Source organism: Methylophilus glucosoxydans, from assembly GCF_042676145.1.
GTDB classification, from domain to species: Bacteria; Pseudomonadota; Gammaproteobacteria; order Burkholderiales; family Methylophilaceae; genus Methylophilus; species Methylophilus glucosoxydans.
Window position 1 is genome coordinate 997,086 of the sequence record NZ_JBHTJW010000002.1, and the last position, 26,551, is coordinate 1,023,636.

Below are 26,551 nucleotides of genomic sequence, written 5' to 3' on the forward strand. Positions count from 1 at the left end.
TTCAGTACACTGAATTCTTGCTATCTGTGAGGGCACTATTTTGCTATGATTCTTGTCATAAAGTAAAGTTTATATGTAGACAATCCTGTCCCCGCACAACAGCGTAGTCTCTCTCTGTCAATATGTCCGTTCCGATAGATTTGCATTGCCACTCCACGCTCTCAGATGGCCTGCTCTCGCCTGAGGAGTTGGTTGCACACGCCGCAAGCAAAGGTGTGCGAGTGCTGGCGCTGACGGACCATGACGAAGTCGGCGGCCTGGCGCGCGCACGGACTGCCGCTGAACAGCATGGCATTACCCTAGTCAATGGCGTCGAAATCTCGGTGACCTGGAAAAAGCGGACCTTGCATATCGTTGGCTTGCGCATTGATGCGAGCGACCCGCAATTAATCACCACCTTTCAGCAAGTACATGCGGCGCGCGATACGCGTGCCCGGCAAATGGCCGAAGGCCTGGCCAAGGCTGGTATTGCTGGCGCCTACGAAGGTGCGAAGCAGATTGCGGGCAATAGTGTAATGACGCGCAGTCATTTTGCCCAGTTTATCGTCAAACAAGGGCATGCTAAAAACATCAAGTCTGTCTTTAAAAAATATATGGTCAAAGGCAAGCCAGGGTTCGTCAACCATGAGTGGATGAGTCTGGAACAAGCAGTGACCTTGATTCGGCAGGCTGGCGGTGTCGCCGTGCTGGCACACCCTGGCCGTTATGACCTGGGCTTCGTCAATATGCATTTGCTATTGCACGAGTTCAGGGGCTACGGCGGACAGGCCATAGAAGTCGTGACTGGTAGCCATCAGCCGCCGCAGTTCGATCAGTTCGCAAAACTGGCCCATCGCTTTGACTTGAAGGCATCTCAAGGCTCTGACTATCATGGCCCAGGACTTTCGTTCATGGAAATGGGCCGCTTGCCCGCCTTACCGGCCAATTGTGTCCCCCTCTGGCAGGATTGGCCAGAGGCCAGTCTGCTGCAGTAGTGCTTTATGGCCCAGTACTTTATTATTCATGCGCAAAACCCGCAGGCGCGGTTGATTCAACAAGCGGTACAGCTGTTGAAGCAGGGCGGTATTCTGGCTTGTCCGACTGACTCCAGTTATGCCTTGGTGTGCCTGATGGAGTTCAAGGACGCGCAAACACGCATCCGCCGGTTGCGTGGTGTGGATGATGATCACCCCTTTACGCTGATCTGCCGTGATCTAGCCGAGATTGGCACCTATGCCAAAGTGAACAATAGCCAGTTTCGGCTACTGAAAGCCTTGACCCCTGGCGCTTATACCTTTTTGCTTGAGGCTAGCAGAGAAGTGCCGCGCCGCCTGCATCACCCCAAACGCAGCACCATCGGTTTGCGCGTGCCCAAGCATGTTGTGACGCAAACCTTGCTGGACGCGCTGGATTGCCCCATGCTGAGCATGACCTTGCAATTACCCGGTGACGAGGCGCCCCTCTCGGTCGGATGGGAGATTCGGGAAGCGCTGGAACACCAGATTGATGCGGTGATTGACAGTGATATCGTGCACGTGGGTCCCACCACGGTGCTGGATTTGACCGAAGATCCGCCGTCACTGGTCCGGGCAGGTGTCGCGCCCTGGCCTTAATGTTGTCTGAAAGCTATTTGCATGGAAGAACTGACCGTCGTACAAAAAATTGCTGCCTACGCACTGCCTATCCTGTTTGCGATTACCGTGCATGAAGCTGCCCATGGTTACGCCGCCAAATATTTTGGCGACTTGACCGCCGAGCGCATGGGCAGGATTACGCTTAATCCCTTCAAACATATTGACCCTATCGGCACCATTTTATTGCCCGCCATCAGCATTATATTTGGCGGTATCCTGTTTGGCTGGGCAAAACCGGTGCCCGTGAATTTTGGCCAGTTACGCCGTCCCAAGCAGGATATGCTATGGGTGGCCCTAGCCGGCCCCGCGTCCAATTTTGTCATGGCATTGCTTTGGGGCTTGGTGTTGGCGAGAGTGGGACAATTTCCAGACGCAGCCCAGGCATACGTGTCGCAAATGAGTCTTGCGGGCGTACAAATCAATCTGGTGTTGCTGGTGCTTAACCTGTTTCCACTGCCACCGCTGGACGGTGGCCGCATTGCAGTGAGCTTATTGCCCATGTCCGCGGCCATCAAATTTGCCCAGCTCGAGCGTTACGGCATGCTGATACTGATTGCACTCCTGTTTACCGGTATTTTGGGGATAGTGCTGTCGCCGGTACTGCGCTTTTTTCAGCATTTGCTCACTGTGTTGGTGTTCTAACAGCGAGCCCAACTTGGTTGATTCGTTGCGGCTTGAGTCGCTGCCTCTGCCTTTCAAGCCTGAGTTAAATCAGGTATTGATCATTAATCTTGGCTATATTTTTAAGCCACATTGGACTCAGAGGGCACAATAGCCAAATCGACTCGCTTTGGGAGTAAATTCAACGTTTCAGCCGTCATGACACCGCTCACATTAATGCTTGATCGCGTCCAGCGTTAGCTTGGTTGGTACCAAAGCGCGCTCTGCTTTTGCGGCCACTGGCGGTGCGAGGGCGATGCGATCCTGGCTTAGGCCTGCGGCCAGCAATTGCTGCTGAATTGCGTTTGCCCGTGATTTGGCTAAGGCCTGTAAGTCCGCTTCTGAAACCGGGATACTGGTCGTCAAGGTCTCTTGTGCCTGTTCATAAAATCCGGCCGGTGTTTTTTCCAGCTTTGAAGCAAGCCGCTTTAGCAGGCCTTTGTTGGTTAAGCGGTCATGCAAGGCCTTGAGCGCAGATTGCACTTTGGGGTTGTTGAGGTCTATCGGTCCGGGTGTCTGGTCTGCCTTCAGTACGATGCCCATTTCCGCAGCCACTTGCTTACGCAGGCTGCTTTCCTGCAGGGCGCGCGTATCTGCAGCGATATCGTAAGCAGGCACCACCCCCAGCTTCAATTGCTGGCGTTTGTTAAGTGCGCTGCTCACTGCCTGCAGTTTTTCCTGCTCAGGCGGGGATAAAGCCGCCGTTCCGGGATCAAACACAATGGCCTCCAGCTTTTCACTGCTGCCAAACAGCTTGCCCAAGGCGCTAAATGGCGCTGTTACGATTTTGGTCAGGATATTGGTAAAGGCTTTCCAGACAATCCCGCCTATGCTGAACTTGGGGTCATCCAGGCTGCCACTGACTGGCAGGTCGAGGTCAATGACGCCATTGCTGTCTTCAAGAATGGCAATCGCCAGATCCAGGGGCAGGTTGGCGGCATCCTTGCTGTCTACGCGCTCGCCCAAGGTCAGTTTGTGAATAACGAATTTGTTTTCTCCGGCCAGCTTGCGCTGCTTGATCTTGTATTCGAGATCGACAGACAGCTTGCCTGAGGTGATCTTGCGCCCGGCAAATTTGCCGGAATAGGGGGTTAGCCGGTTCATTTCTAGATTGGTGAACGCCAGTTTAAGGTCGGTAAATTCGCCGGTGTTAAATGGCTGCAAGCTGCCACGGATGCGGGCAGCGCCATAGTCATCCACCTTGCCATCCATCTCCACCTGAGCTGTAGAGGAAGGATTGCTCGAAATGCCGTTAATCACTCCGCTCAGATTGTTAATATGCGTGCCAAACGGTTGCGGCAATGACAAATCGGCAAAGTCCAGTTCGGCATTGTTGATTCGCACACTGTCTATATTGACCGGAAAATCACTCTGTTTACTTGCGTTTGCCACCGTGGGTGCTGCGCTTGTACTGGTCGATGTTGTTGCATTGCTTGCAGGCGGATGGTCAGAAGCGGGCGCAGTACGCATGAGCTTGCTTACGTTCAGGCTGCGATCGGCAGCAATCATAAACTTGGTCTGCGGTTGGTTCACACTCAAGGTGTCGATTTGCAATTTGTTCGGTGCCACTGATAGCGATACACCGTCTGCCTGTAAGGTTTGCCAGCGCAAGAATGGTTGCTGGCTTTCTTCCTCAATAATCGAGAGCTGGTTGACGGTGAAGCCGCCATCAAAGCGGGTTGAGCCTTGCGTGGATTGTTGTAACCTGCCTTCTAAACCGACTGCGCCATCTTCCAGTTTGAGTAAGGCGACTTGTGCTAGGTAGGGCGCAAAGGGTTTTAAAGATAACTGACCGAGCTGTGTTTGCAGGTCTGCTTTAAACGGGGCCGCCGCGATCTTGCCTTGCAGATTCAATTGGCCGCCTTGTTTGACCTTGAAGCCAGCCTTGACCGGGAGCCAGCGTGTCAGATTCTGGGTCAAGTCAGTCAGCGAGAGTTGACCATCGGTCACATCCAGGATCATGGGGCTTGAGGTCGATTGATCCTCAATATGCACCTCAGCCTGCTGCAAGGCTAGCTGTTTGAGACTATAGGTCCATACAGTTTTCTGCGTTGTCGCGGTATGTGAAGTCGCCGTATTCTTGGGGGCTTCTGCCGAGGGTATTGCAAGCAGTGTTTGCCAGTTCAAGCGCTGGTCGGCCTGGCGAATCACCGAGGTTTTCAGACCGCTTAACTGGATCGCCGCGACCTCAGCTTTTTGTTGCGCCAGCGCCAGATGTACTTTGCCTACCGATAGCTTGCCGAGTTGTGCCAGCGTTTGTTTATCCGATTGCAGCGCGAGTTGGCTGGCATCCAGTTGCATGTTGCTGAGCGTCAGGTCTTCAGCATGATCCAAGGCCAATTGCAGATTCATGTCGCCTACCGTTGCCTGCAGCGGTTTGGCAAATTGGTGGTTGGTATAGGTCAGGTGCCAGTGCGCGAGAGCTATTTCGTCAATGCTCAAATGGAACGGCTTGCTTTCAGTTGTTTGAGCTGTTTGCTCGGCTGTGTGTTGGGTGGTTGACGTATTTTTTGCGACGGCTGGTTCGAAGCTCTGTTGCCAATCCAGCAAGCCAGAGGCAAGTTGCGTGGCAGATAATTGTCCCTGATTGAGATGGACGAGCCCGATCTTCGCACGACGGTCAGCCAGGTTGAAACTGGCGTGTTCCAGTGCCAGTTCGGGCAGGCTGAGCAAGGTTTGCTGGCCATGCTGTACCTGCGCCTGTTGCAGATGAACATCCAGATTTTCAAACTGAAGCTGTGCTTGTTTATCCAGCGTGAAACTGAGACTGGGCAGTGACAGCTGGCTGCTGGCCATTGAGACGACCGCTTGCGGCTTTTGTAGCTTGAGCTGATTCAGGGTCATGTCGATACCATGACCCTGCAGGCTGAGTTGCGCAGCAGGGAGTAGCGTCAGCTGTTTGGTGGTAACCGTGAATGAGGCCCAGGTAAGTTTGTCCGCTGGCGCCATTGTCGCCCCCAAGTCCTCAATGCGTAGCTGGACATCACTGAGCTGCAGTTTTGGTTGTTGCTGATGCATGGAAAATGCATAGTTCAACTGACCAGAAAAAGCGCCGGTCTCAACTTTAACGGGCAGCGCCGCTGTGTTGACCCACTGCATCACCTTGGCAATTTGTAACGCCTCAATCGCCAGTTGCCCTTGCGATGCGAGGGGATTGACGCCGAAATTACCTTTCCACTTCACGGTGCCGCCCTGATAGGGCAGTTTTGCCGCGATCAGGTAGTCGCCGCGGTCTTGGGGCAGGGTAGAAAAGCCTTCCAGTTCAAAATCCAGCGGCTTGAGGGAGGCGCGCAAAGGCTGGTCGTGCTGTGCATCCAGGTATTCAATATTGCCCTGGCTCAGGATGATTTTTTCAATGATGACTCGGGGCAGGTCCTGATCTGGCGGCGAGGGATTTTCATTGAGTTTGGCGATCAGGTCTGCCCAGTTGAGTTTACCTTGTTTGGAGACCATCACATTCACATGCGGGCCTGTCAACTGGATCTGCTTGAGCTTCCATGCCCATTTAAACAGCCCGCTGGCGTCAAGATCGACTACCAGTCGGTCAAACGCAGCCAGGGGCGCGCCTTGCTGATCAGTCAGTGAGAGTTTTTCGATGGTGGTGGTCAGGCTGAAGGGGTCAAACGTGACCTTGTCGACGCTAGCTTTGCTGGCCAGCTGTGTTTCGGCAACCCAGGGCAACAGCCATTTGGCCAGCGGGTTCACAGCCAGCCAGGCAAACAGCAGGTAAAAAACCACCAGTCCGGCGACGATCCTCAACGGTACTGATAATGCGATTTGCGCCAGTCGGCCCGAATGAGACAGGCGAAAACGAGAAGAATAGGAACGCAAGCGATTGAGCATAGGCGATAATTTAGCAGAATTTAAATGTTTATAGCGTGATCGCGACTGGCCTGGGCAAATCTTGCGCCAAATCAGAGGGCTGGTGAGGTGAAGGTGACATGGTCATCTGTTTTCATGTATGCTTAAGTCATCTCGTTATACAGGATGCTGTTTTCAGCAGTAAATATGGCTTCGGAGCCGGATAAGTTATCTCATAAACCCTCTCTTTTAGAACGATTAAGTCATTTTCTGCTGCGTGAGCCAGAAGATCGAGAGCAGCTTGTTGAATTGCTGCATGGCGCTTATGAAAACCACCTGATGGATGGCGATTCACTGGCCATGATCGAAGGTGTTTTGCAAGTCAGTGAAATGCAAGTGCGCGACATCATGATTCCGCGTTCGCAAATGGATGTGATTGATATCGCTCAACCGCCAGACAGTTTCCTGCCGTTTGTGATTGAAACGGCACACTCCCGCTTCCCCGTGATTGAAGACAACAAGAATGATGTGATCGGCATCCTGCTGGCCAAAGACCTGCTTCGTTACTATGCAAACGAGTCGTTTGAACTGCGCGACATGTTGCGTCCGGCCGTGTTTATCCCCGAATCCAAGCGCCTGAATGTATTGCTCAAGGAGTTTCGCAGCAATCGCAATCATATTGCCATTGTGGTGGATGAATACGGCGGTGTGGCGGGCATGGTGACCATTGAAGACGTGCTGGAGCAGATTGTTGGGGATATTGAAGACGAATATGATGATGACGAAGGCGAGGGCAATATTATCCAGCAGGCGCCGGGTAAATACCGTGTCAAAGCCTTGACTGAAATCCCTGAGTTTAATGAAGCCATTGGCACCACGTTTAGTGACGAAGAGTTTTCAACCGTGGGTGGGCTGGTGGTCAACCATTTTGGTCATTTGCCCAAGCGCGGCGAGCATATCCGCATTCAAAACCTGAGTGTGACCGTGGTGCATGCTGACAGCCGTCGTGTCCATGTGTTATTGGTAGAGCTATTGCCAGAAGAAGCCTATCCTATTGAGTCGGTCTAGACCACAGCGCCGCCGCCAGCCTATGCGTAGCGGCTGCAAATGGAACCTAATGATCGTTTTGATTGCCTGAGTGTTTGAACATAAGGAGAGTGATGATGAGAGCACAAACTTGGTTGCACGGGGTGTTGGCAGTTGGATTGTTATCAGTGAGCAGTGCATTATGGGCAGGGGCGACGCCAGGGACCGCTACAACTGGAGCGATTCCAGAAGACGAGCAGGCCTTTGTGGATAAAGTCGGCAAGATGAGCCGGGCCGAATTGATTGCATTGCTGGGCGAACCTGCCCGCGCAGAAGATGTGAAGCTCAAGGATAGTGGACGGGTGGTTGCCTCTATCTGGCATTATCACAACATCAACAAGGATGCGAAGGGGGCTTACTACCCAACGACCGAGCTGGATATTGTGGAAGACCAGGTCAGCGTGGTGGTGTTTTTGAATAATGATGGGTCTGACGCCAGCAGTGGTCAAACCTACGAAGTGCCCAATCCCAATCCGGCAGGCATTTAATTCTTTATTGCGGGATCAAACACAAAGGGCGCTCAGGCGCCCTTTGTTTTTTAACCCCGATACCCCTGATTTAATTGATTATTTTTTCAGGCTATCACGGATTTCGCGCAGTAGCACAATATCTTCCGGGGTCGGCGCAGGTGCGGCAGGTGCCGGTTCATCCGCAGTTTTCAGGTGGTTCATGAATTTCACCATCTGGAAAATAATAAATGCCAGGATAATAAAGTTGAGCACGATGGTCAGAAAGTTGCCGTAGGCCAGCACTGCACCCAGTTTTTTGGCTTCTGCCAATGCCAGGTCAGCCGATTGGCCGTTAAGGGGCACATATAAATTGCTGAAATCAAAGCCGCCAAAAATCTTGCCGACCACGGGCATGATGACATCATCTACCAGCGAGGCCACAATTTTGCCAAAGGCCCCACCAATAATGACACCGACTGCCAGGTCCATGACATTGCCTTTAAGGGCGAACTGCTTGAATTCTGAAATGACGCTCATGACTTCTCCCACCATTGTTATTAAAGATTAAGATTGTAAAGGGCACTTTTATAAATTCAAGTCGCAAAGCAAGACGAGGTGCGATTAAAAAAGGAGATGCAGTCTCTGGTTGCGAGGGCAGGATATTTTTTTATAAACAACACCATATGAAGATGTTAGTGGTTTCAAGAGGCCCCGCGTGAAACGCAGGCTCGCTAATTGAATTTATAGAAGTGCCCTAAAGCGACTATAGGCAATGAGGGATGTGCTTGTCAATGCTTGGGTTAAACGCCAGGTGATGGGCCGCTGGTGCGAGAGGCCTGTGATATATTGCCGGAATTGTGTTTTTGTTGGATGAATGATTGATGCAAGTGTGTCACAGTGTGCGCGAGTTACGCGCTTTTTTAGCCCATCATCCGCAAGCAAAGGTGGGCTTTGTCCCGACGATGGGTAATTTGCATGCAGGACATTGCCAATTAGTGACGCAGGCCAAGCAGCTCGCGGAGATTGTGGTGGTGAGTATCTTTGTCAATCCCTTGCAGTTTGGGGTGAACGAAGATTTTGGCAGCTATCCACGCACCTTGGCGGCAGACTGTGAACAGTTGGAAGCGGTAGGGGCGGACGTGGTATTTGCGCCTACCGTCACTGAAATGTACCCGGATTTTGATGGGCAGGATTTGCGGCAAGCCGTTGTGATACAACCGCCCGCACTGGCCAATGAATTATGCGGGGCCAGCCGGCCCGGGCATTTTGTCGGCGTGGCAACGGTGGTCGCCAAGCTGTTTAATATGGTGCAGCCGCAGGTGGCCGTGTTCGGCAAAAAAGATTACCAGCAATTGATGGTGATCCGCGCGCTGGTGCGGCAACTCAATTTTAACGTCGAGATTTTGGCGGGCGAGACTGTGCGCGAGCCTTCTGGCCTGGCCATGAGTTCTCGCAATGGCTATCTTTCTGCCACAGAAAAAACACAGGCAGCGCAACTTTATCAGCAACTGCAGCGCATTAAACAGGCGTTGCTGGCAGGCCAGCGGGATTATGCAAGCTTGTGTAAACAGGCGGTGGCTGGGTTAAACCAGCAAGGCTGGCAGGTCGATTATGTAGACATTCGCAGGCAAACAGACCTGACCTTGCCCGATGCGAATGACCAGGCCTGGGTGGTTCTGGCGGCTGCCAGGCTTGGTGGTACGCGCCTGATTGATAATTGCGAAGTGAGTCTGTAGACCAAATGCGCTGCTTCTAACCATAAATTTATTTTGCGCTAAGCCCTTGATAACTTTATAATTACGTCCTTTTCCGCGCGAGCGGGTGTTCGAGTTAAGGAACGCAATGCAAAGAACCATGTTGAAATCAAAGCTGCATCGGGTACGTGTGACGCATAGCGAGTTGCACTATGAAGGCAGCTGTGCGATTGATGAGGCCTTGCTGGAAGCGGCCAATATTCATGAGTATGAGCAAATCCAGATTTACAACATCAACAATGGTGAGCGTTTTACTACCTATGCGATTCGTGCCGAGCGCCATTCCGGCGTGATCTCTGTCAATGGCGCGGCGGCCCACAAAGCCGATCCTGACGACTTGATTATTATTGCCAGCTACTCGCAATATACAGAAGCTGAATTGGCAAATTACCATCCACAACTGGTTTATGTCGATGCGCAGAACCGCATCGTCCAACAGAAAAACCATATTCCAGCGCAAGCTGCCTGAATTTGAAACCCTCTATGCAACCAAATACTTCATTAATGTCTCTTGAAGACATGAAACTGGCCGTTGTTGACGCGCTGGAAGACATCAAAGCCTTTGATATCACGGTGATGGACGTGCGCGACATGACCGCCATGACCAGTTACATGATCGTCGCCAGCGGTAATTCCACCCGCCAATGCAAAGCCATTGCGGACAATGTGCGCGAAAAGCTCAAAGAAAAAGGCATGGATGCGCGTGGCATTGAAGGCGAAAAAGAAGGTGAATGGGTGCTGGTCGACTTGGGCGACATTGTCGTGCATGTGATGGTGCCTGCTACACGTGCCTATTACAATATCGAGCAGCTGTGGAGCGAGTCACAGTCTCGCCGCGCCGCCTCGGCCGCCTGATTCTGACGCAAGGTCATTCTTTTTATCCCGCATGAAACTCAATATCATCTCGGTCGGCCACAAAATGCCCGACTGGGTGGAGTCTGCCTGCGCGGAATACCTTAAGCGCATGCCGCGCGAACTTGAGACGCGCATCATTGAAATTAAGCCTGACAAGCGCGCTTCGGGTAAAAACAGTGAAGCGGTCCAAGAAGCTGAAGCCAAGCGCATTCTCGACGTAGTCGGTAAAGACTATCTGGTGGCACTGGATGAGCGTGGGCAGGCTGTCACCACCTTGCAACTGGCCGATAAACTCAAATCCTGGCAGGAAATGGGGCGCGATGTGGCTTTGGTCATAGGCGGTGCTGACGGTTTGCATCCGCAATTGAAAACTCAGGCGCAATGGTTATTTAGTCTATCCAAGCTCACGATGCCGCATGGCATGGTCAGAGTGATGCTGACCGAGCAACTTTATCGTGCGCATACGGTTCTAAGCAATCATCCTTACCACCGAGAATAAGAATGTCCAATGCCCTGGTCTGGCTGCGTCGCGATTTGCGCGACCATGATCATGCTGCCCTCTACCACGCACTCAAACAACATGCGCAAGTCTATCTCGCATTTGTTTTTGATACTGAAATCCTGGATGCCCTGACCGATAAAGCCGACCGCCGGGTCGAGTTTATCTGGGAAAGCGCACGTGAACTCAAGCAGGCGCTGCAAGCAAGAGGTGCGGATCTGATTGTGTTGCATGGCGCTGCCAGGGAAGAGATTCCTGCCTTGGCAACACGCCTGAAAGTCTCTGCCGTCTATGCAAATCGTGATTATGAGCCCACCGCGATTGCGCGTGATGAGGCCGTCAGACAATCCCTGGCGGCTTTAGGTCAGTCACTGTTTTTGTTTAAAGATCAGGTCTTGTTTGAACAAGACGAGATCCTGACACAGGCTGGTAAGCCTTATGGCGTCTTTACACCCTACAAGAATGCCCACCTGGCAAAACTCAGCCCTTTTTATTTGCAAGCGTATCCAACTGAAAAGTATCTCGGTCAACTGGCGCCACTGCCGCCGCAAGCAATGCCCGCTTTGACCTCACTGGGGTTTGAGGAGACTAATCTGAAAGCCATGCGTTTGCCGACCGGGATGGCTGGTGCGCAGCAGCTGTTTAATGACTTTCTGCAGCGGATCAGCCAGTATCACGATGCGCGCAATTTTCCTGCCATCAAGGGCGTGTCTTACCTGTCGGTACATTTGCGTTTTGGCACCATTTCAATCCGCCAATTGGCGCATGCGGCCTGGCAATTGACGCAGACCGGCAATGAAGGCGCGGCCATCTGGCTCAATGAGCTCATCTGGCGCGATTTTTATTTCCAGGTTTTGTATCATCGGCCAGACTTGCAGCAGGGCACGGCTTTCAAGGCTGAATATGAGGGGTTGGCTTTCCTCAATCACCAGCCCTGGTTTGAGGCCTGGTGCGCTGGCCAAACCGGTTTCCCGATCGTGGATGCGGCCATGCGGCAGTTGAACCAGACCGGCTATATGCATAACCGGTTACGTATGATTGTCGCCAGTTTTCTGGTCAAGGATTTGCTCATCGACTGGCGATGGGGTGAGCAATATTTCGCACAAAAGCTGATCGATTTTGATTTTGCGGCCAACAACGGTGGCTGGCAGTGGGCGGCCTCCACCGGTTGCGATGCGCAACCGTATTTCAGGATCTTCAATCCACAGTCGCAATCTGAAAAGTTTGATCCGCAAGGCAAATTTATCCGCAAATATGTGCCAGAATTGGCACACCTGAATGATGATCAAATTCATGCGCCATGGGCAGCGAAATATCACAAGCAAAGCTTATTTAATCAAGGCGTTGCATTGAATTATCCTCGGCCTGTTGTAGATCACGCAATACAGTGGGAACAGGCGTTGCGCCTATACAAAAATAATGTGAAGCCCAAATGACATTTGAGGTAGAATGAAGAACATTTTAATCGGGATTGGGGCGGAGTCTGGATCAAGGCAAAACACAGCCAAGTGGTGGCTGTATCTCAGATATCTTTGTCAAACGCGCTTTAGTTTTTAAAAAGTGATTCCGTTAAGAATAAGCATTGCTTGGTGATTAAATGCTATTGCAAGATAAAAAACATGCAGTGTTGGGGATACAAAAAATTTAATACGCCTGAACAGCTTCTGAAATAATGACGAATATGAAAAAATTAAGAGCGATAGTACTGATTGCAACACTGGCAAGTGTGTCTGGCTGTGCAACAACCAATAAAGATCCGCTTGAAGGCCTCAACCGTGGCATCTACAAATTTAATGATGTTGCGGATCGCTATGCGATGAAGCCGGTGGCGAAAGCCTACAAAGCCATCGCCCCTTCGCCGGTACGTACTGGCATCAGCAACTTCTTCAGTAACCTGGGCACCTTGACCACGGTGGTCAATGATCTGTTGCAATTGAAGTTTGCCCAGGCATTCAGTGATGCAGGTCGCTTTGTGATCAATACCACCTTTGGGGTGGTTGGCTTGATTGATGTGGCCAGTATGGACAATATTCCCAAACACCAGGAAGATTTTGGTCAAACCCTGGGCTATTGGGGCATGGGGTCGGGTGCCTATCTGGTGCTGCCAATTTTGGGGCCAAGTACGGTGCGGGATGCCAGCGGGTTGGCGATTGATACCGTGACTTCTGACCCGATTCAATATTTGCACAATATTGGCCAGGTTCGTACTTATTATCAGGTGCGTGCGGTGCAGTTGCTGGATAAGCGTACACAATTGCTTGATGCGACTGATCTCGTCGATAATGCGTCGATTGATCCTTATGCCTTCATGCGTGATGCTTATTTGCAGCGCCGTGCCAGCTTGATTCAGGATGGCTTGGTGCCTCAGGAATTGCTGCAAGACGAGTTTGAGCCCGCTGACGAAGATGTGCCGGCCAAACCAGCGGCGTCTTCCTCTAACAATGGTGAAACCGTATTGCTGCAGTCAGTTACCTCTGTGGATAAGGCTGAGCCCGGCAATATGGCTGCGGTCGTCGTGTCTGAGAGTCAAGCCGTAGAATCAATCGCTGCACCGACATTGGATGAGGTCGACGCCTTAGCCTTTGAGGCGACTGCGCAACCTGAAGATGTTTTGCCGCCATTACTCGAGCAAACGAGCGAAACTGGCGACGAAATGCCTGTGGTTGAAAAAGAGGCGGCAGAGGTCGTGGCTGCCATAGATGAAACGCTGATGGCATTACCGGCTGAGACTGCACCACAGTAATCCTGTCTGGAAATATAAAAAAGGCTTTGCATTTGCAAAGCCTTTTTTATTGGTGACAACTTGTTTACTGATGGTAATTGGGATGAGCGAACAAGTTTATTCGGATGAGGCGACGGTCATGCGCTCTATCAAAATAGAACCCGTCAGTTTTGAACTGTTGGGAATCACGTCATTACCAATGGCGACGATACTTTTCAGCATGTCTTTCATGTTGCTGGCGATGGTGATTTCTTCGACCGGGTGCACAATGACGCCGTTCTCAACCCAATAGCCAGACGCACCGCGTGAGTAGTCGCCAGTGACCATATTCAGGCCATGCCCCAGTAACTCCGTCACCAGCAGCCCCGTGCCCAGTGTTTGCAGCAGCTGTTCAAAGGACTGACCAGTGGATCGGACCAGAATATTGTGCGCGCCACCGGCATTGCCTGTCGTTTTGAGCCCCAGCTTGCGGGCGGAGTAGCTGCCCAATAAATAGCCTTGCAGGACGCCATTTTCAACCAGTGTTCTGGTTTGGCAAGCGACACCTTCGCTATCAAAGGCACTGCTGGCCGCCCCTTTGAGCAGAAATGGATGATCTTCAATCTGTAACAACGGGCTGGCGATGGTTTGGCCCAGGCTATCAAGCAGGAAAGAGGATTTTCGATACAGGTTGCCACCAGAAATCGCACTCATGAGTGTACCAATCAGGCCACTGGCCAGCGGTGCTTCAAACAGTACCGGGTATTGCCCGGTTTTGATCGGGCGCGCACCCAGTCGCCTGGCGGTGCGTTCACCAGCGATCTGGCCCACCTGTTCAGGGCTGGCCAAGTCTAGTGCATCGCGGGCACTGCTATACCAGTAGTCGCGTTGCATCAGGCCATCGGCCTCGGCAATCACCGAGCAACTGATACTATGACGTGAACTGGCATAGCCCCCGATAAACCCGTGACTGTTGGCATAGGCGAAGGCGCCGCTTTGCGTATAGACACTGGCTCCCTCGCTGTTACTGATTCTGTGATCTACTGCCAGTGCCGCGCTTTCGCAACGTTTGGCCAGCGCCAGCGCTGCATCGACATCGACTTGCCAGGGATGATGCAGAGACAGGTCAGGAAACGAGGTTGCCATCAAGTCAGCGTCAGCCAGGCCACAGAAGGGGTCCTGCGCCGTATACTTGGCGATATTGCAGGCCGCTTCGACCGTATCACGCAAGGCTTGCGGACTCAGGTCTGAGGTGCTGGCATAGCCTTTTTGCTGACCAAAATAGACCGTGACCGAGCAGCCCTTATCGCGGTTGTACTCAATATTCTCAGTCTCGCCCTGGCGCACAGACACACTCTGACCCATGCCAAAACTGACTTCGGTTTCGGCGCTGCTGGCACCGGCTGTTTGCGTCAAACGAATAATGTCTTGGGCGATTTGTTGTAGTTGGTCTGCTTGCATGCTGGCTTGCTTGTTTTTAGCTTGGCGATTAAAGCTGTTATCATACCGTGATTTGGCAGAGATTGCTTTTAACATGACATCTGAAACCTTTGATGATTCCCAACCCAGTAAAACCCGCCTCAAGGCTGAGGCGGATGCCGCGCAGGACATTGGCCGACAACTGGTGGCGCTCCCCAAGGATAAATTGAAAAAACTGGCGCTGGAAGAATCCCTGATGGATGCGATTGCCGAAGCCAAGCGTATTACCTCGAATGGTGCCATCCGTCGTCAAATGCAATATATCGGGCGCCTGATGCGTGAAACAGATTTGGCCCCGATTGTTGAGCAGTTGCAAAAGTGGGAAGGCAAGCATCAGGAAGAAAATGCCCGCTTTCACCAAATGGAACGGTGGCGGTCACGCTTGCTCGAAGACAGCAAGGCCATCGAATTATTTATTGCTGAATATCCGCAGACCCCTGTGCAGCAAATGCGTACCTTGATCCGTAATGCGAATAAGGAGCATGCTGCCGGCAAGCCGCCTAAAAGCAGCCGCGAATTATTTAAAATAATCCGCGAATTGATGGAAGGTGTAGCGGTAGAGGATGACTTGCAGGCGATAGCGGGTACTGAGGAAGACGAGTTGGATGAAGATTGAACGTGATTGGCGGTCGCCAACACAGCTTGATCATGCTGACATCAGCAGCTTTTGAAAAGGGGGACAAGTATGCACACCACACCAATAGATATAGAACTCGACCTGATGGGCCTGGACAGTCCATTGCCCATGCTGAAAACCATCGAAAAACTGGAGGAGTTGTTGCCTGGTCAGGTGTTGTCCGTGAAAACGACCTCTGCGGGCAGCGAACAGAATATCCGCAACGTGATTAATCATCACCCGGTCAAGTTGTTGTCTGTGCACAAAGAAGGCGGTGTCTTTCACTTTTTGATCCAGAAAGAAACCACTCTGGCGGCTGACTAGTCACTGAGCGGGTGTGGCCTTGGGCTCCGGGCTTCGGCTGACCCGCTCCAACACACGGCGCGCGCCGTGTGTTTAATGATCTGTATTGGTTTTCTTAGGGGGTAACAAGAACTTGCCTGGCTGGCGATACAGTGCACTTAACAATTCCAGCCAAAAAGCCTTCCAGTGGCGATAGCGCACTTTTCGTGACTTCATTGCAACGTAGATTGCCAGGCCGAAACTGGTAATGAGGTTGATGGTGCCGACCAGGGCAATGCCCAAAATGGTGGTGCCCACAATGTATTGGCTGACCTGAAAATCAAGCGCCGGGAACGAGTAACCGGCAAAAGCCGCAACAAAGGTCACGTGACGGATGTCGAGCGGCAATCCCAGCATGACCCCCAGCCCTGAGGCAAATCCCAACAGGCAACCAAAGTAAAAATTCCCCGCCAGTGCGCCCAGGTTATGACGAATATAGTCGGTAATGCGCCCCAGACGTTCTTTGCCCAGCAAGGACTGCAACCAGCCCAAATGTTGCAGGCGTTCTGGAATCCGGTTGTAGGCGGCCAGGTTGTCGTGGTAGCCGGCAATCAGGCCTGACAAAAACAAACATACCCCGGCGACTGCCGCATAAAGTGCGGTCAGGCTGATCAGCGGGTTGTTGTTGTCCAGCAGGCTATGTGCTTTTTCGCTGCCAATAAAGTGATGGCCAGTGCTTTGCATAAACAGCCAGTCAATCAGTATGGCCACCGGAATCACCACCACCACGTTGCCTAAAATCGCAATCGTCTGGCTGCTCGTGGTTTGTGCCACGATATTGATCAGATTGTGGATGTTTTTGCTGTCATGGCCATGGTCATCTATGGTTGAAGCAATGGTCGCAGCGGTCATCGCCGGCTGCTTGGTGGCCACCGTGAAGTGCAACAGGTGAATGATGACAAAGCCCAGGCCATAATTGAGGCTAAACAAAATGGCCTCGGTCAGCGGTGGCAGGTGATAGCTGGCAATCATGATTTTAAACATCGCCATAAAGGCAATGATGAGGCCCGCGCCCATGGCTGAGCCCATGAGCTTGAAATATTCACCGCGATGTTGCGCAATGTAATGCTCGCCGGTATGGCTGGCATTTTCAGTGACGCGCAAGGCCAGCAATTCCGTATTTTGGCGCCAGTAATCCGACAGGTTATTTTTCTTGCATTCGGCATCCACCAGCTGTTTCAGCAAGCTGGTGATTGCCTGGCTCACATCATGCTTGAGAATGAGCCCATGCAGAATGTCTACCACCAGTTGCATGCGCTGAATCTGTTGCAAAATTCTTTGCATCAGCGCCGTCAGCGAGATGCTGGTGCCGGTTTTGGCATTCGCCTTGCGGATTTCATAGGTCAGTTGCTCGCAACGCTTGAGCACACTGTAGAGATGTTGCACATCTTCAGCCTGGATGCTGCCCAGCGCCAAAAACTTTTGAATTTCAATATTTTGCGTGATAAAGGGCGAGCTGTTTGATTCGAGATCTTCATGCTGCAAAATCAGCTCGGGATCCAAGCCAGATGCCGAGAGCCTGAAAGACAGCACTTGCAGGGCATCCTTGAGCTCCTGGATGCTGTTTTGCTGCAATTGCCAGTCGCCTCGGCTGATGTCCAATGTCTGCATAAAGTCACGCCAGACCTGGTCGGGCATGCCGGTGACCCAGTCAGCATCATCGTTTTGATGAAAAATCTGGCCAAAGATATCCTTGAGATATTTAGGGTCCGGTACGTCTGGCAGGATTTTATGCGAAAGCCGACGATAAGTTTCGGTAAAAAAGCCGAGGTCTGATTGAATGCCGTGGTCTGAATACAGCGATATCACGCTCTTTTCGTTGAGCAGTCTCAGCACGCTGTTGCGCAATAACAAGGCAAACTGTGGATGCTGTTGCAGCAGGAAGCACAAGGCCTGCAAGGCATTGCTCGCACTTTCAATATCCGAGGAGTCCTTGGGCCGGATATTGTCGAACAACGCTCGAATAAACTGAATATCGTCAATATCACCGGCCGCTTCGCGGGCGGCCTGGTGGTCAAAAATCGGTTGAAACATGTAAAGCGCTTTCTTGGATGCTTGATTTGGCAAGGATAACACGCCAAACGTTTAGAGCTGCGCCTCTAGCGAGAGGGGTTCACTTTGACGTTCCATCTCTAACTTAACCGCTTTGCCGCGGTATTTGCGCACGAGGGTGGAGAGCGTGGCTGCATCTTCTACTTTTTCCTGGTTGATGCTGAGTAGCTGATCGCCACGTTGCAGGCCTGCTTTTTCGGCAGACGAGCCATGAATCACGGCAATCACGCGCACGCCGGGGGTAGGCATGCGTTCACTCTCACCACCAGATTGTTTTTGCACCAGTTTGATCACATGGATGCCTAGTAAAGGAGGCGGCAGTTTTGCCCAGAAACTTGCGTAATAACGATATTTGCCCGGGCTGGCAGCCATGTCTTTTTCCGTCAGAGACTGACCTTTTTTCACGGCTTCCTTGATCATCTCCATCTTGGAGGCTGGCGAAGTGTTGCCCGCTTTTTTCACATAGACCAGAATGCTATCGGCTTGGAGGCTGCGGCCATGGTCTAGTGCCAGTTCTGGCGGGACTTCCCCAGCTTCAAAACTGCTAAAGCCCATCAAGTCATAACCATCTTCGAGCATTCTGATGTTGTCGTCATCCCGGCGCACGCCACTGAGCAACTGCGGCTCAGGATTGGCTTGCAAGGAGTGCAGGTTCCCCTGGTTTTGTGCCTGGTAATGTGTGACGTAGGGGTTTTCTTCGGCAGAGACGCGTTGACTCGTGAGCATACAGGCGAGGGCCAAACACATGGACAACCACATGAGTCCGCCTAGGATGAGCGGACGTTTTAAGGGGGGGGAATGCCTGCTTGCATGCGCTTGGTTCATCTCGTTCTCCATGATCGATTGTCACATTGTAATGTTATGATGTATTGGTACATTAACACAGACCAACTTCTGATAGACCACGTTATGCAACAACAATTCACGCGTGTTGGACTTGTTTCCATCAGTGATCGCGCTTCACAGGGCATTTATGAGGATAAGGGCATTCCATCGCTGACCGCGTGGTTGCAACAGGCGCTGACTTCGCCTTACCACGTCATCCCCAGGCTGATTGCCGATGAGCAGGCCACCATTGTCGAGACGCTCAGGCAATTGGTGGATGAAGAAGCCTGCCACCTGATTTTGACTACCGGTGGCACGGGTCCGGCCATGCGAGATGTCACACCTGAAGCGACCTTATCGGTCGCTGATCGTGAGATGCCGGGCTTTGGCGAACAAATGCGCCAGATCAGTCTGAGGTTTGTGCCTACGGCGATTTTGTCGCGGCAAGTGGCAGTGATCCGTAAGCAATGCCTGATTATCAATTTGCCCGGGCAACCAAAGTCTATTCAGGAAACGCTGGAAGGCCTCAAGGATGGCGAAGGTAAAACAATAGTGCCAGGCATCTTTGCGGCGGTGCCATATTGCCTGGACTTGCTGGCGACCCCTGATGCACCCATGCCTTATCTGGAAACAGATGCACGCGTGGTTCAGGCGTTCCGGCCCAAGTCGGCGCTCAAGCCCCAGGCTTGATCTCTTCATCTTCATTCAGGATACTCATGCGTTTTTCTCTGATTGCCAAAATTATCTTTATTGCCTGCTTGGCACTACTGACTTACCTGTTGCTGATAGAAATGGCGCCTGCCGAGCAGCGCTTTCCTTATCTGGACAAGTTACAGCACATCGTCGCGTTTGGCGGTGTCACTTTTTGGGCAGGATTGGCCTATCCCGCCCGGCAACAATGGCTGATGCTCGGCTTGTTGATTTATGGCGGTCTCATGGAGGTGCTACAGGGTCTGCTCACCGTGACCCGTCAGCCCAGCGTCTATGACTGGCTGGCTGATAGCGTGGGTATCTTGCTGGCATGGGGCGTTGTCATCTTGTGTCTGCGCTGGTGGCAGCATCGCCGTGGCTGAATTTGATCTGATTGCCCAATATTTCACCAGGCAAGCAGCGGTTGATCTGGGAGTAGGGGATGACGCTGCGCTGGTTAGCGTGCGTCCAGGCTATCAATTGGCGGTTTCTGCCGATATGTCGGTTTCAGGCACACATTTTTTTGCCGAGGCACAGCCCTTTGCCATTGGCTGGAAGTCGATGGCAGTGAATATCAGTGATATGGCGGCGATGGGGGCTGAGCCTAAATGGGCCACGCTGTCCATCGCATTGCCCGGGGTGGATCATCCGTGGTTACGCCAATTCAGTGACGGCCTGTTTGCCTGTGCGGATGCCTTTGAGGTTGCCTTGATCGGCGGCGATACCACCCGCGGCCCACTCAATATCGCCATTAACATCCTGGGTGAAGTGCCTCGTGGCCAGGCCTTGCAACGTAATGGCGCCAGGGCGGGGGAGGATATCTGGGTCAGTGGTTGTTTAGGGCAGGCGGCACTATGGCTACAAAACCGTTTAGGGCATCTGCCTCTGCATGCCGATGATATTGCGATGCTCGCCACTGCCATGCATCATCCGCAGCCAAGAGTGCGTCTGGGCTTGGCCTTGCGTGGCATGGCAAGCGCTGCACTCGATATTTCGGATGGTTTGCTGGCCGATTTGGACCATATTTTGCAGGCCTCCAGGGTTGGCGCTGAACTGGATTGGCGCGCGTTGCCGTTGCCACGACTGCAAACGCCAATAGAAGAAGAGACAATGCAGAAAGCCGTGCTGGCAGGCGGGGATGATTATGAATTATGTTTTACTGCCGCTCCCCAGCACCGGGAGGCGCTGCTGGCCCTGTCGCAGCAATTGAATCTGCCGCTGAGTCGCATTGGTAAAACCACTGCGAGCCCTGGTTTAACCGTGATGAACGGCAACGTGGCTCTGGATATTGCAAAGAAAGGATATCAGCATTTTGGCTAAGCATAGTCAGTCATCGTTACCGAGTTGGCGGCTGCTGTGGTCACACCCGCTGCATTGTCTGAGTTTGGGTCTGGGCACGGGTTTGTCACCCAAAGCACCTGGTACCGTGGGCACGCTGCTGGGCTTTCCCTTGTACTGGCTGTTGATGCATTTACCTTTAACCCAGCAATGGCTTGCTTTGGCCGCACTTTTCTTGCTGGGCGTCTGGTGCTGCGCGTTTACCGGACGTGCGCTCGGGGTCAGTGACCACGGTGCGATTGTCTGGGATGAAGTTGTGGCTATGGCTGCGGTTTTGGTCACAGTCCCCTCGGGGTTCGGCTGGGGAGCGGCTGCATTTGCACTGTTTCGACTGTTTGATATCTGGAAGCCGTTTCCGATCAGCTGGGTGGATCAGCGCGTGAAAGGCGGCCTGGGGGTCATGCTGGATGATGTGCTGGCCGCGTTCATGGCAATAGTGGTACTGCAATGGTTAAAAGGGATAATGTAATGCCATCCCTGCTGGAACTCAGCGCAAGCCTGGGGCCTGCCTTGCAGGCCAGAGGGTGGCAATTGGCGCTGGCCGAGTCTTGTACTGGTGGCCTGATTGCACAATCGATAACGGCAATTGCCGGAAGCTCAGCCTGGTTTGACCGCGGTTTTGTTACCTACAGCAACGCTGCCAAAACCGACATGTTGGGCGTCCCGGCTGAATTGATAGACGAACATGGTGCTGTCAGCGAAGCGGTGGCACAGGCCATGGCCGTCGGTGCGTTAGAACACAGTTTGGCCAATATCAGTGGTGCGGTAACTGGCATTGCCGGGCCGGGCGGTGGGTCTGCTTACAAGCCGGTGGGGATGGTGTGTTTTGCCTGGGCTATCCGGCAGCCGGGGCCGCCTCATGTGCTGGTGCACACCCAATATTTTACCGGCGATCGCCAGCAGATACGTGAACAGGCCGCCAGTTATTTATTGACGGCCCTGTTACGTAGTGTGACGTCAGAAGTGTGATCAATTAATCGTCGTGGTGGTGATGGTGGTGGTGACCACGTCCCCATCCGCCACCATAGTAGTTGCGCGGGCCATAGTTGTAACCGCCGTAGCCACCATTGCCATAAGAGAACTGAATAAACCCAGGACCTGGTGGCGGTACTGGTGCAGAATAGGTCACTGCAGGGGGGCTATAGTAGTAACGGCTTTGTGGATGTGGGTAAATGACCACTGGCGGCGGTGCATAAACCACGGCAGGCGGCGCGTAGTAAGCGGGTGGGTAAGGGTTGCCTACCACCACGCCCACCGACCAGTTATCTTGTGCTTGCGCGCTGACTGCCGCGATACTTGCCAGCGCCAACGTCAGAATCAGTTTAAAGACTTTCATAAATGCTCCTCTAGCGGAAAACAAATGCATGCTCCCTGATCTATTAACGCAGTTGCCGGGCCGCGGTTGACAGCACCATTCACGCATGCAGCTACGCAATTGCCTCAGGCCAGAATGGCTGGGCATTTATTCATGGCAACGCCATTTCACTGATGGTCGATTTATGAAATAATTAGAGGTTATTGTTTGGATTATATCGCGTTTGTGCAAGCAACGCATTTTATCGCTAAAAGAAGGTAATCAGCATGGATGACAACAAAAGCAAAGCGCTCGCCGCCGCACTCTCTCAAATTGAAAAGCAGTTCGGCAAAGGCTCCATTATGCGCATGGGCGATGCTGATATCGGCGAAGACCTGCAAGTCGTTTCCACCGGTTCATTGGGTCTGGATATCGCACTCGGCGTAGGTGGATTGCCACGCGGCCGAATTGTGGAGATTTATGGCCCGGAGTCTTCCGGTAAAACCACCTTGACCCTGCAAGTGATTGCCGAAATGCAAAAATTAGGTGGCACCGCTGCTTTTATTGATGCGGAGCATGCGCTAGACCCGCAATACGCCTCTAAATTAGGCGTGAATGTCCCTGATTTGTTGATTTCGCAACCCGATACTGGCGAACAAGCCTTGGAAATTGCCGACATGCTGGTGCGTTCCGGCTCAGTGGATATTGTGGTGGTCGACTCGGTTGCAGCGTTGACGCCACGCGCTGAGATTGAAGGGGAAATGGGCGACAGCCACATGGGTTTGCAGGCGCGCTTGATGTCACAAGCCTTGCGTAAACTCACCGGCAATATCAAACGTACCAATACGCTGGTCATCTTCATTAACCAGATTCGGATGAAAATTGGTGTCATGTTTGGCAACCCGGAAACGACCACCGGCGGTAACGCGCTTAAATTCTACGCTTCTGTGCGACTGGATATCCGCCGCACAGGCGCGATCAAGAAAGGTGACGAAGTCATTGGCTCCGAAACCAAAGTCAAAGTGATTAAAAACAAAGTCGCGCCACCATTTAAACAAGCCGAGTTTGACATTATGTATGGCGAAGGCATCTCGCGGTTGGGTGAGATTATTGAGTTGGGCGTGAACCTGAAAATGGTGGAAAAAGCCGGTGCATGGTTTAGCTATAACGGCGAAAAAATCGGCCAAGGCAAAGAAAACGCCAAAGAGTTCTTGCGTGAGCATCCAGAAATCGCAGCGGAAATTGAAGCGAAAATTCGCGCCAATGCCAAAGTGCTGGCAGATATTCTGCCTTCAGCGCGCGGCGAGGATGATTAAGGTTTTTGCGAGCCTGAGTGAGGCGCGCTTTTGACGTTTGGTTTTTCTCTTTGAGCGCTGTACGCACTGTGGCCTAAAATTCAATGGCTAATCTGGAAAAAACCTTACGCCAACGCGCTTTAGAATACTTGGCCAAGCGTGAGTATTCATACACGGAGTTGGGGCAAAAGCTAAAGGCCTATGCCGAAGAAGCGGACGACCTCCCGGCTTTGTTGGATGATTTTAAACAGCGCGGCTGGTTGAGTGACGCCAGATTCACCGAGCAATTGGTCCATGCCCGTAAAGCCAAATTTGGCAGTGCGCATGTCGCCAACGAGCTACGTGAAAAAGGGGTAGACGATACCTTGATAGCAGAAGCCGTTGCAGGCCTGCAGGACAATGAAGTTGCACGCGCCAGCGAAGTCTGGCGCAAAAAATTTAAAGCGGCCCCGATAACACGCGAGGAGTGGGCAAAACAGGCCCGCTTCTTACAGAGTCGGGGTTTTACGTTTGATGTAATTAAACACATTTTGAATAGACACGCAGAAGATGACAGTTAAGTACGGGCAAAAACCTTCCAGCAAACAAATCCGCCAGGCCTTCCTGGATTTCTTTGCTTCAAAAGGCCACCAAGTGGTAGCTTCTAGTTCACTGGTGCCGCATGGTGACCCCACCTTGCTGTTTACCAACGCAGGCATGAACCAGTTTAAAGATGTGTTCCTCGGCTTTGACAAGCGTGCCTATACGCGTGCGGCGACCGCACAAAAATGTGTGCGCGCCGGTGGTAAGCACAACGATCTTGAGAATGTGGGCTATACCGCGCGTCACCATACCTTCTTCGAGATGCTGGGTAACTTCAGTTTTGGGGATTACTTCAAGCGCGATGCCATTACCTTTGCCTGGGAACTGTTGACTGAAGTCTACGCTTTACCCAAAGAACGCTTGATGGTCACCGTGTATGCTGAGGATGATGAAGCCTACGATATCTGGAACAAAGAAGTGGGCGTCCCTGCTGACAAGATTGTTCGTATTGGGGACAACAAGGGCGCGCGTTATGCCTCAGATAACTTCTGGATGATGGGCGATACCGGTCCTTGTGGCCCCTGTACCGAGATTTTCTATGACCACGGTGCGCATATTCCTGGCGGGCCGCCAGGCTCCCCGGATGAAGATGGTGACCGCTTTATTGAAATCTGGAATAACGTGTTCATGCAGTTCAACCGCGACGAAGCGGGGGTGATGCATCCGTTGCCTAAGCCATCGGTCGATACCGGCATGGGCTTGGAGCGTATTTCTGCGGTACTGCAAGGCGTGCATGCCAACTACGAAATTGATCTATTCCAGGCGTTGATTAAAGCCGCCGCGCGCGAAACCAATACAGCTGATCTGGAGAGCCCATCACTCAAGGTGCTGGCGGACCATATCCGCGCCTGTAGCTTCCTGATCGCCGATGGCGTGATCCCAGGCAATGAAGGCCGTGGCTATGTGTTGCGCCGCATTATTCGCCGCGCGATTCGTCATGGATACAAACTGGGTTGTCGTGCTGCTTTCTTCCATAGGCTGGTGCCAGATTTGGTGGCTGAAATGGGTGAGGCTTACCCGGAGTTGACCAGCAACCAGGCGCGAGTGGCCGAGGTGCTCAAGCAGGAGGAAGACCGTTTCTTCGAAACGATAGAGAACGGCATGCAGATTCTGGAAGCCGAACTGGCGACCAAGCCTGCCGTGTTCAACGGCGATCTCGCCTTCAAACTGCACGATACCTTTGGTTTCCCGCTGGACCTCACCGCCGACATCTGCCGCGAACGTGGCGTGACGGTGGATACCGCTGGCTTTGATGCGGCCATGGCGCGCCAAAAAGAACAAGCGCGCGCGGCGGGCAAGTTCAAAATGGCGCTCAATCTTGAATATGATGGCGCTGCGACCACATTCCACGGTTATGACAAGCTGGAAACCGCTGCCAAAGTCCTGGCGTTATATAAAGACGGCAGTGCTGTACAAACGCTGAATGAAGGCGATTTGGGTGTGGTCGTGCTGGACCATACACCGTTCTATGCTGAATCCGGTGGCCAGATTGGCGATAGCGGAGAGCTCAAGTCTGCCAACGGTATTTTTGCCGTAGAAGATACACAAAAAATTCAGGCAGCCGTGTTCGGCCATCATGGCGTACTCAAAACCGGGTCTTTGTCTGTGGGAGATGCGTTGGCGGCTAAAGTCAATCTGCAGGCGCGCGCCAGCACCATGCGTAATCACTCGGCAACGCATCTGATGCATAAGGCCTTGCGTGAAGTGCTGGGTGAGCATGTGCAGCAAAAAGGCAGCCTGGTCGATACGGAAAAAACCCGTTTTGACTTTGTGCATAATGCGCCGATGACTGATGCCGAGATTGCCAGGGTAGAAGCGTTGGTCAATGCTGAGATTTTGGCCAATGCGGCGACAGAAGCACGCTTGATGGATATTGAGTCTGCGCAAAAAACGGGCGCCATGATGCTGTTTGGCGAGAAATATGGCGATGAAGTGCGCGTGCTGGATGTCGGATCTTCGCGCGAGTTGTGTGGCGGTACCCATGTCAGCCGCACTGGCGATATTGGTCTGTTTAAAATTACCTCCGAGAGTGGCGTGGCGGCAGGCGTACGCCGTGTCGAAGCCACCACGGGCGAGGGCGCGTTGAAGCTGGTGCAATCCCAGCAATCGCTGATTAACCAGGTGGCAGGCGAGCTCAAAGCCCCTGCACATGAAGTCCCAGCCAAAATTGCGCAAGTGATGGATCACGTTAAGTCACTCGAAAAAGAGTTGGCGCGTTTGAAATCCAAACTCGCCTCTTCACAAGGCGACGATCTGGCGACGCAAGCCCTGGAAGTCAATGGCGTTAAAGTATTGGCTGCTGCCTTGGACGGTGCAGATGCCAATGCCTTGCGCGAGACCATGGATAAACTCAAGGATAAACTCAAATCTGCCGTCATTGTTTTGGCGAGCGTGGCAGAGAGCAAGGTCAGTCTGGCTGCGGGCGTGACTGCTGACTTGACTGGCAAAGTCAAGGCGGGCGAGCTGGTGAATCATGTTGCAGGCCAGGTGGGTGGCAAGGGTGGTGGCAAGCCAGATATGGCGATGGCTGGCGGCACTGAACCCGCAAATCTGCCGCAGGCACTGGCGAGTGTCCAAGCCTGGGCAGAAGCTAAACTAAATTAACTCAATTGATTAACAG

The 26,551-nt window shown here is 52.5% G+C and carries 27 protein-coding genes; 21 read left to right on the plus strand and 6 right to left on the minus strand.

The features are described 5' to 3' along the window. Window positions 1–122: 122 nt before the first annotated feature. From ACFQ1T_RS07390 to ACFQ1T_RS07400, 3 genes are read left to right on the plus strand one after another with little or no spacing between them, the layout of a single operon-like run. Window positions 123–974 carry a 3',5'-nucleoside bisphosphate phosphatase gene (locus ACFQ1T_RS07390; protein WP_379075298.1) on the plus strand — a complete coding sequence of 284 codons (852 nt, stop codon included), beginning with the start codon at window positions 123–125 and terminating at the stop codon, window positions 972–974. Window positions 975–980: 6 nt separating this feature from the next. Continuing rightward, the gene (locus ACFQ1T_RS07395) at window positions 981–1,592 is read left to right on the plus strand and encodes an L-threonylcarbamoyladenylate synthase (protein WP_275355962.1); all 612 of its coding nucleotides are present in this window, start codon (window positions 981–983) and stop codon (window positions 1,590–1,592) included. A 21-nt stretch (window positions 1,593–1,613) separates the two neighbouring features. Further along, window positions 1,614–2,255 carry a site-2 protease family protein gene (locus tag ACFQ1T_RS07400; RefSeq protein ID WP_194748286.1) on the plus strand — a complete coding sequence of 214 codons (642 nt, stop codon included), beginning with the start codon at window positions 1,614–1,616 and terminating at the stop codon, window positions 2,253–2,255. Between the two features lie 192 nt (window positions 2,256–2,447). Here the strand turns inward: ACFQ1T_RS07400 and ACFQ1T_RS07405 are convergent, their stop codons facing one another. Next, a complete protein-coding gene (locus ACFQ1T_RS07405; protein ID WP_379075302.1) occupies window positions 2,448–6,116 on the minus strand; it encodes a DUF748 domain-containing protein in 3,669 nt (1,222 codons plus the stop codon). A gap of 165 nt (window positions 6,117–6,281) precedes the next feature. On the opposite strand from ACFQ1T_RS07405, the gene ACFQ1T_RS07410 reads away from it, so the two are divergent. Then, window positions 6,282–7,142 carry an HlyC/CorC family transporter gene (locus tag ACFQ1T_RS07410; protein ID WP_379075305.1) on the plus strand — a complete coding sequence of 287 codons (861 nt, stop codon included), beginning with the start codon at window positions 6,282–6,284 and terminating at the stop codon, window positions 7,140–7,142. A gap of 92 nt (window positions 7,143–7,234) precedes the next feature. Next, window positions 7,235–7,648: a hypothetical protein gene (locus ACFQ1T_RS07415; protein WP_275355956.1), complete on the plus strand. Its 414-nt coding sequence runs from the start codon at window positions 7,235–7,237 to the stop codon at window positions 7,646–7,648. 78 nt (window positions 7,649–7,726) lie between these two features. Here the strand turns inward: ACFQ1T_RS07415 and mscL are convergent, their stop codons facing one another. Continuing rightward, window positions 7,727–8,146, minus strand: a complete 420-nt coding sequence (gene mscL, locus ACFQ1T_RS07420; RefSeq protein ID WP_379075309.1) for a large conductance mechanosensitive channel protein MscL — start codon at window positions 8,144–8,146, stop codon at window positions 7,727–7,729. Window positions 8,147–8,490: 344 nt separating this feature from the next. Here mscL and panC point away from each other — a divergent pair, with 344 nt between their 5' ends. The 6 genes from panC (at window position 8,491) to ACFQ1T_RS07450 (ending at window position 13,460) form a co-directional block, all read left to right on the plus strand. Beyond that, window positions 8,491–9,345: a pantoate--beta-alanine ligase gene (gene panC / locus ACFQ1T_RS07425; protein WP_379075312.1), complete on the plus strand. Its 855-nt coding sequence runs from the start codon at window positions 8,491–8,493 to the stop codon at window positions 9,343–9,345. Window positions 9,346–9,451: 106 nt separating this feature from the next. Beyond that, a complete protein-coding gene (gene panD, locus ACFQ1T_RS07430) occupies window positions 9,452–9,832 on the plus strand; it encodes an aspartate 1-decarboxylase (protein ID WP_194748281.1) in 381 nt (126 codons plus the stop codon). A gap of 14 nt (window positions 9,833–9,846) precedes the next feature. Beyond that, the gene (gene rsfS, locus ACFQ1T_RS07435; protein WP_275355952.1) at window positions 9,847–10,218 is read left to right on the plus strand and encodes a ribosome silencing factor; all 372 of its coding nucleotides are present in this window, start codon (window positions 9,847–9,849) and stop codon (window positions 10,216–10,218) included. 31 nt (window positions 10,219–10,249) lie between these two features. Further along, window positions 10,250–10,717 (plus strand): 23S rRNA (pseudouridine(1915)-N(3))-methyltransferase RlmH, encoded by a 468-nt coding sequence (rlmH, locus tag ACFQ1T_RS07440; protein ID WP_379075317.1) that lies wholly within the window; start codon window positions 10,250–10,252, stop codon window positions 10,715–10,717. Window positions 10,718–10,719: 2 nt separating this feature from the next. Continuing rightward, on the plus strand, window positions 10,720–12,153 hold the full coding sequence (locus tag ACFQ1T_RS07445; RefSeq protein ID WP_379075320.1) for a cryptochrome/photolyase family protein: 1,434 nt from the start codon (window positions 10,720–10,722) through the stop codon (window positions 12,151–12,153). A gap of 245 nt (window positions 12,154–12,398) precedes the next feature. Next, complete coding sequence (locus tag ACFQ1T_RS07450; RefSeq protein ID WP_379075323.1) at window positions 12,399–13,460, plus strand: MlaA family lipoprotein; 1,062 nt, start codon at window positions 12,399–12,401, stop codon at window positions 13,458–13,460. Between the two features lie 96 nt (window positions 13,461–13,556). Here the strand turns inward: ACFQ1T_RS07450 and pmbA are convergent, their stop codons facing one another. Beyond that, window positions 13,557–14,879, minus strand: a complete 1,323-nt coding sequence (gene pmbA / locus ACFQ1T_RS07455; protein ID WP_379076884.1) for a metalloprotease PmbA — start codon at window positions 14,877–14,879, stop codon at window positions 13,557–13,559. Between the two features lie 73 nt (window positions 14,880–14,952). Here pmbA and yjgA point away from each other — a divergent pair, with 73 nt between their 5' ends. Beyond that, window positions 14,953–15,513 carry a ribosome biogenesis factor YjgA gene (gene yjgA / locus ACFQ1T_RS07460; RefSeq protein WP_275355949.1) on the plus strand — a complete coding sequence of 187 codons (561 nt, stop codon included), beginning with the start codon at window positions 14,953–14,955 and terminating at the stop codon, window positions 15,511–15,513. Between the two features lie 69 nt (window positions 15,514–15,582). Then, the gene (locus ACFQ1T_RS07465) at window positions 15,583–15,837 is read left to right on the plus strand and encodes a sulfurtransferase TusA family protein (protein ID WP_194748274.1); all 255 of its coding nucleotides are present in this window, start codon (window positions 15,583–15,585) and stop codon (window positions 15,835–15,837) included. 72 nt (window positions 15,838–15,909) lie between these two features. Here ACFQ1T_RS07465 and ACFQ1T_RS07470 read toward each other — a convergent pair whose 3' ends face one another. Both ACFQ1T_RS07470 and ACFQ1T_RS07475 read right to left on the minus strand, forming a co-directional pair. After that, window positions 15,910–17,889, minus strand: a complete 1,980-nt coding sequence (locus ACFQ1T_RS07470; RefSeq protein ID WP_379075328.1) for a site-specific recombinase — start codon at window positions 17,887–17,889, stop codon at window positions 15,910–15,912. A 51-nt stretch (window positions 17,890–17,940) separates the two neighbouring features. Next, window positions 17,941–18,666, minus strand: coding sequence for a PDZ domain-containing protein (locus ACFQ1T_RS07475; protein ID WP_379075331.1), 726 nt, complete (start codon window positions 18,664–18,666; stop codon window positions 17,941–17,943). A gap of 150 nt (window positions 18,667–18,816) precedes the next feature. Between ACFQ1T_RS07475 and mog the strand changes: the two genes are divergently transcribed. The 5 genes from mog to ACFQ1T_RS07500 are packed head-to-tail and all read left to right on the plus strand — an operon-like array spanning window position 18,817 to window position 21,729. Further along, on the plus strand, window positions 18,817–19,422 hold the full coding sequence (gene mog / locus ACFQ1T_RS07480) for a molybdopterin adenylyltransferase (RefSeq protein ID WP_379075334.1): 606 nt from the start codon (window positions 18,817–18,819) through the stop codon (window positions 19,420–19,422). Between the two features lie 26 nt (window positions 19,423–19,448). Next, on the plus strand, window positions 19,449–19,805 hold the full coding sequence (locus ACFQ1T_RS07485; protein ID WP_379075337.1) for a hypothetical protein: 357 nt from the start codon (window positions 19,449–19,451) through the stop codon (window positions 19,803–19,805). Beyond that, a complete protein-coding gene (thiL, locus tag ACFQ1T_RS07490) occupies window positions 19,798–20,742 on the plus strand; it encodes a thiamine-phosphate kinase (protein ID WP_379075340.1) in 945 nt (314 codons plus the stop codon). The genes ACFQ1T_RS07485 and thiL overlap by 8 nt, the downstream gene beginning before the upstream one ends. Next, entirely contained in the window at window positions 20,726–21,229 is a 504-nt protein-coding gene (locus ACFQ1T_RS07495) for a phosphatidylglycerophosphatase A family protein (protein WP_379076887.1), read from the plus strand. The genes thiL and ACFQ1T_RS07495 overlap by 17 nt, the downstream gene beginning before the upstream one ends. Then, on the plus strand, window positions 21,229–21,729 hold the full coding sequence (locus ACFQ1T_RS07500) for a CinA family protein (RefSeq protein WP_379075343.1): 501 nt from the start codon (window positions 21,229–21,231) through the stop codon (window positions 21,727–21,729). Before ACFQ1T_RS07495 ends, ACFQ1T_RS07500 begins: the two co-directional genes overlap by 1 nt. A gap of 4 nt (window positions 21,730–21,733) precedes the next feature. Here the strand turns inward: ACFQ1T_RS07500 and ACFQ1T_RS07505 are convergent, their stop codons facing one another. Then, window positions 21,734–22,096, minus strand: a complete 363-nt coding sequence (locus ACFQ1T_RS07505; protein WP_194748267.1) for a hypothetical protein — start codon at window positions 22,094–22,096, stop codon at window positions 21,734–21,736. A gap of 245 nt (window positions 22,097–22,341) precedes the next feature. On the opposite strand from ACFQ1T_RS07505, the gene recA reads away from it, so the two are divergent. From recA to alaS, 3 genes are all read left to right on the plus strand, one after another. Beyond that, on the plus strand, window positions 22,342–23,370 hold the full coding sequence (gene recA, locus ACFQ1T_RS07510) for a recombinase RecA (RefSeq protein ID WP_275355935.1): 1,029 nt from the start codon (window positions 22,342–22,344) through the stop codon (window positions 23,368–23,370). 83 nt (window positions 23,371–23,453) lie between these two features. Then, the gene (gene recX, locus ACFQ1T_RS07515) at window positions 23,454–23,909 is read left to right on the plus strand and encodes a recombination regulator RecX (RefSeq protein WP_379075347.1); all 456 of its coding nucleotides are present in this window, start codon (window positions 23,454–23,456) and stop codon (window positions 23,907–23,909) included. After that, window positions 23,899–26,535: an alanine--tRNA ligase gene (gene alaS / locus ACFQ1T_RS07520; RefSeq protein ID WP_379075350.1), complete on the plus strand. Its 2,637-nt coding sequence runs from the start codon at window positions 23,899–23,901 to the stop codon at window positions 26,533–26,535. The genes recX and alaS overlap by 11 nt, the downstream gene beginning before the upstream one ends. Window positions 26,536–26,551 lie beyond the last annotated feature (16 nt).

Coding starts and splice junctions, on each gene's coding strand:
- rlmH (WP_379075317.1), top strand. CDS start 10,250: ATGAAACTCAATATCATCTCGGTCGGCCACAAAATGCCCGACTGGGTG.
- ACFQ1T_RS07390 (WP_379075298.1), top strand. CDS start 123: ATGTCCGTTCCGATAGATTTGCATTGCCACTCCACGCTCTCAGATGGC.
- yjgA (WP_275355949.1), top strand. CDS start 14,953: ATGACATCTGAAACCTTTGATGATTCCCAACCCAGTAAAACCCGCCTC.
- recA (WP_275355935.1), top strand. CDS start 22,342: ATGGATGACAACAAAAGCAAAGCGCTCGCCGCCGCACTCTCTCAAATT.
- ACFQ1T_RS07505 (WP_194748267.1), bottom strand. CDS start 22,096: ATGAAAGTCTTTAAACTGATTCTGACGTTGGCGCTGGCAAGTATCGCG.
- ACFQ1T_RS07475 (WP_379075331.1), bottom strand. CDS start 18,666: ATGTGGTTGTCCATGTGTTTGGCCCTCGCCTGTATGCTCACGAGTCAA.
- panC (WP_379075312.1), top strand. CDS start 8,491: ATGCAAGTGTGTCACAGTGTGCGCGAGTTACGCGCTTTTTTAGCCCAT.
- pmbA (WP_379076884.1), bottom strand. CDS start 14,879: ATGCAAGCAGACCAACTACAACAAATCGCCCAAGACATTATTCGTTTG.
- ACFQ1T_RS07400 (WP_194748286.1), top strand. CDS start 1,614: ATGGAAGAACTGACCGTCGTACAAAAAATTGCTGCCTACGCACTGCCT.
- ACFQ1T_RS07470 (WP_379075328.1), bottom strand. CDS start 17,889: ATGTTTCAACCGATTTTTGACCACCAGGCCGCCCGCGAAGCGGCCGGT.
- ACFQ1T_RS07485 (WP_379075337.1), top strand. CDS start 19,449: ATGCGTTTTTCTCTGATTGCCAAAATTATCTTTATTGCCTGCTTGGCA.
- ACFQ1T_RS07465 (WP_194748274.1), top strand. CDS start 15,583: ATGCACACCACACCAATAGATATAGAACTCGACCTGATGGGCCTGGAC.
- ACFQ1T_RS07395 (WP_275355962.1), top strand. CDS start 981: ATGGCCCAGTACTTTATTATTCATGCGCAAAACCCGCAGGCGCGGTTG.
- ACFQ1T_RS07450 (WP_379075323.1), top strand. CDS start 12,399: ATGAAAAAATTAAGAGCGATAGTACTGATTGCAACACTGGCAAGTGTG.
- mog (WP_379075334.1), top strand. CDS start 18,817: ATGCAACAACAATTCACGCGTGTTGGACTTGTTTCCATCAGTGATCGC.
- rsfS (WP_275355952.1), top strand. CDS start 9,847: ATGCAACCAAATACTTCATTAATGTCTCTTGAAGACATGAAACTGGCC.
- mscL (WP_379075309.1), bottom strand. CDS start 8,146: ATGAGCGTCATTTCAGAATTCAAGCAGTTCGCCCTTAAAGGCAATGTC.
- ACFQ1T_RS07500 (WP_379075343.1), top strand. CDS start 21,229: ATGCCATCCCTGCTGGAACTCAGCGCAAGCCTGGGGCCTGCCTTGCAG.
- alaS (WP_379075350.1), top strand. CDS start 23,899: ATGACAGTTAAGTACGGGCAAAAACCTTCCAGCAAACAAATCCGCCAG.
- ACFQ1T_RS07445 (WP_379075320.1), top strand. CDS start 10,720: ATGTCCAATGCCCTGGTCTGGCTGCGTCGCGATTTGCGCGACCATGAT.
- ACFQ1T_RS07405 (WP_379075302.1), bottom strand. CDS start 6,116: ATGCTCAATCGCTTGCGTTCCTATTCTTCTCGTTTTCGCCTGTCTCAT.
- ACFQ1T_RS07410 (WP_379075305.1), top strand. CDS start 6,282: ATGGCTTCGGAGCCGGATAAGTTATCTCATAAACCCTCTCTTTTAGAA.
- panD (WP_194748281.1), top strand. CDS start 9,452: ATGCAAAGAACCATGTTGAAATCAAAGCTGCATCGGGTACGTGTGACG.
- ACFQ1T_RS07415 (WP_275355956.1), top strand. CDS start 7,235: ATGATGAGAGCACAAACTTGGTTGCACGGGGTGTTGGCAGTTGGATTG.
- recX (WP_379075347.1), top strand. CDS start 23,454: ATGGCTAATCTGGAAAAAACCTTACGCCAACGCGCTTTAGAATACTTG.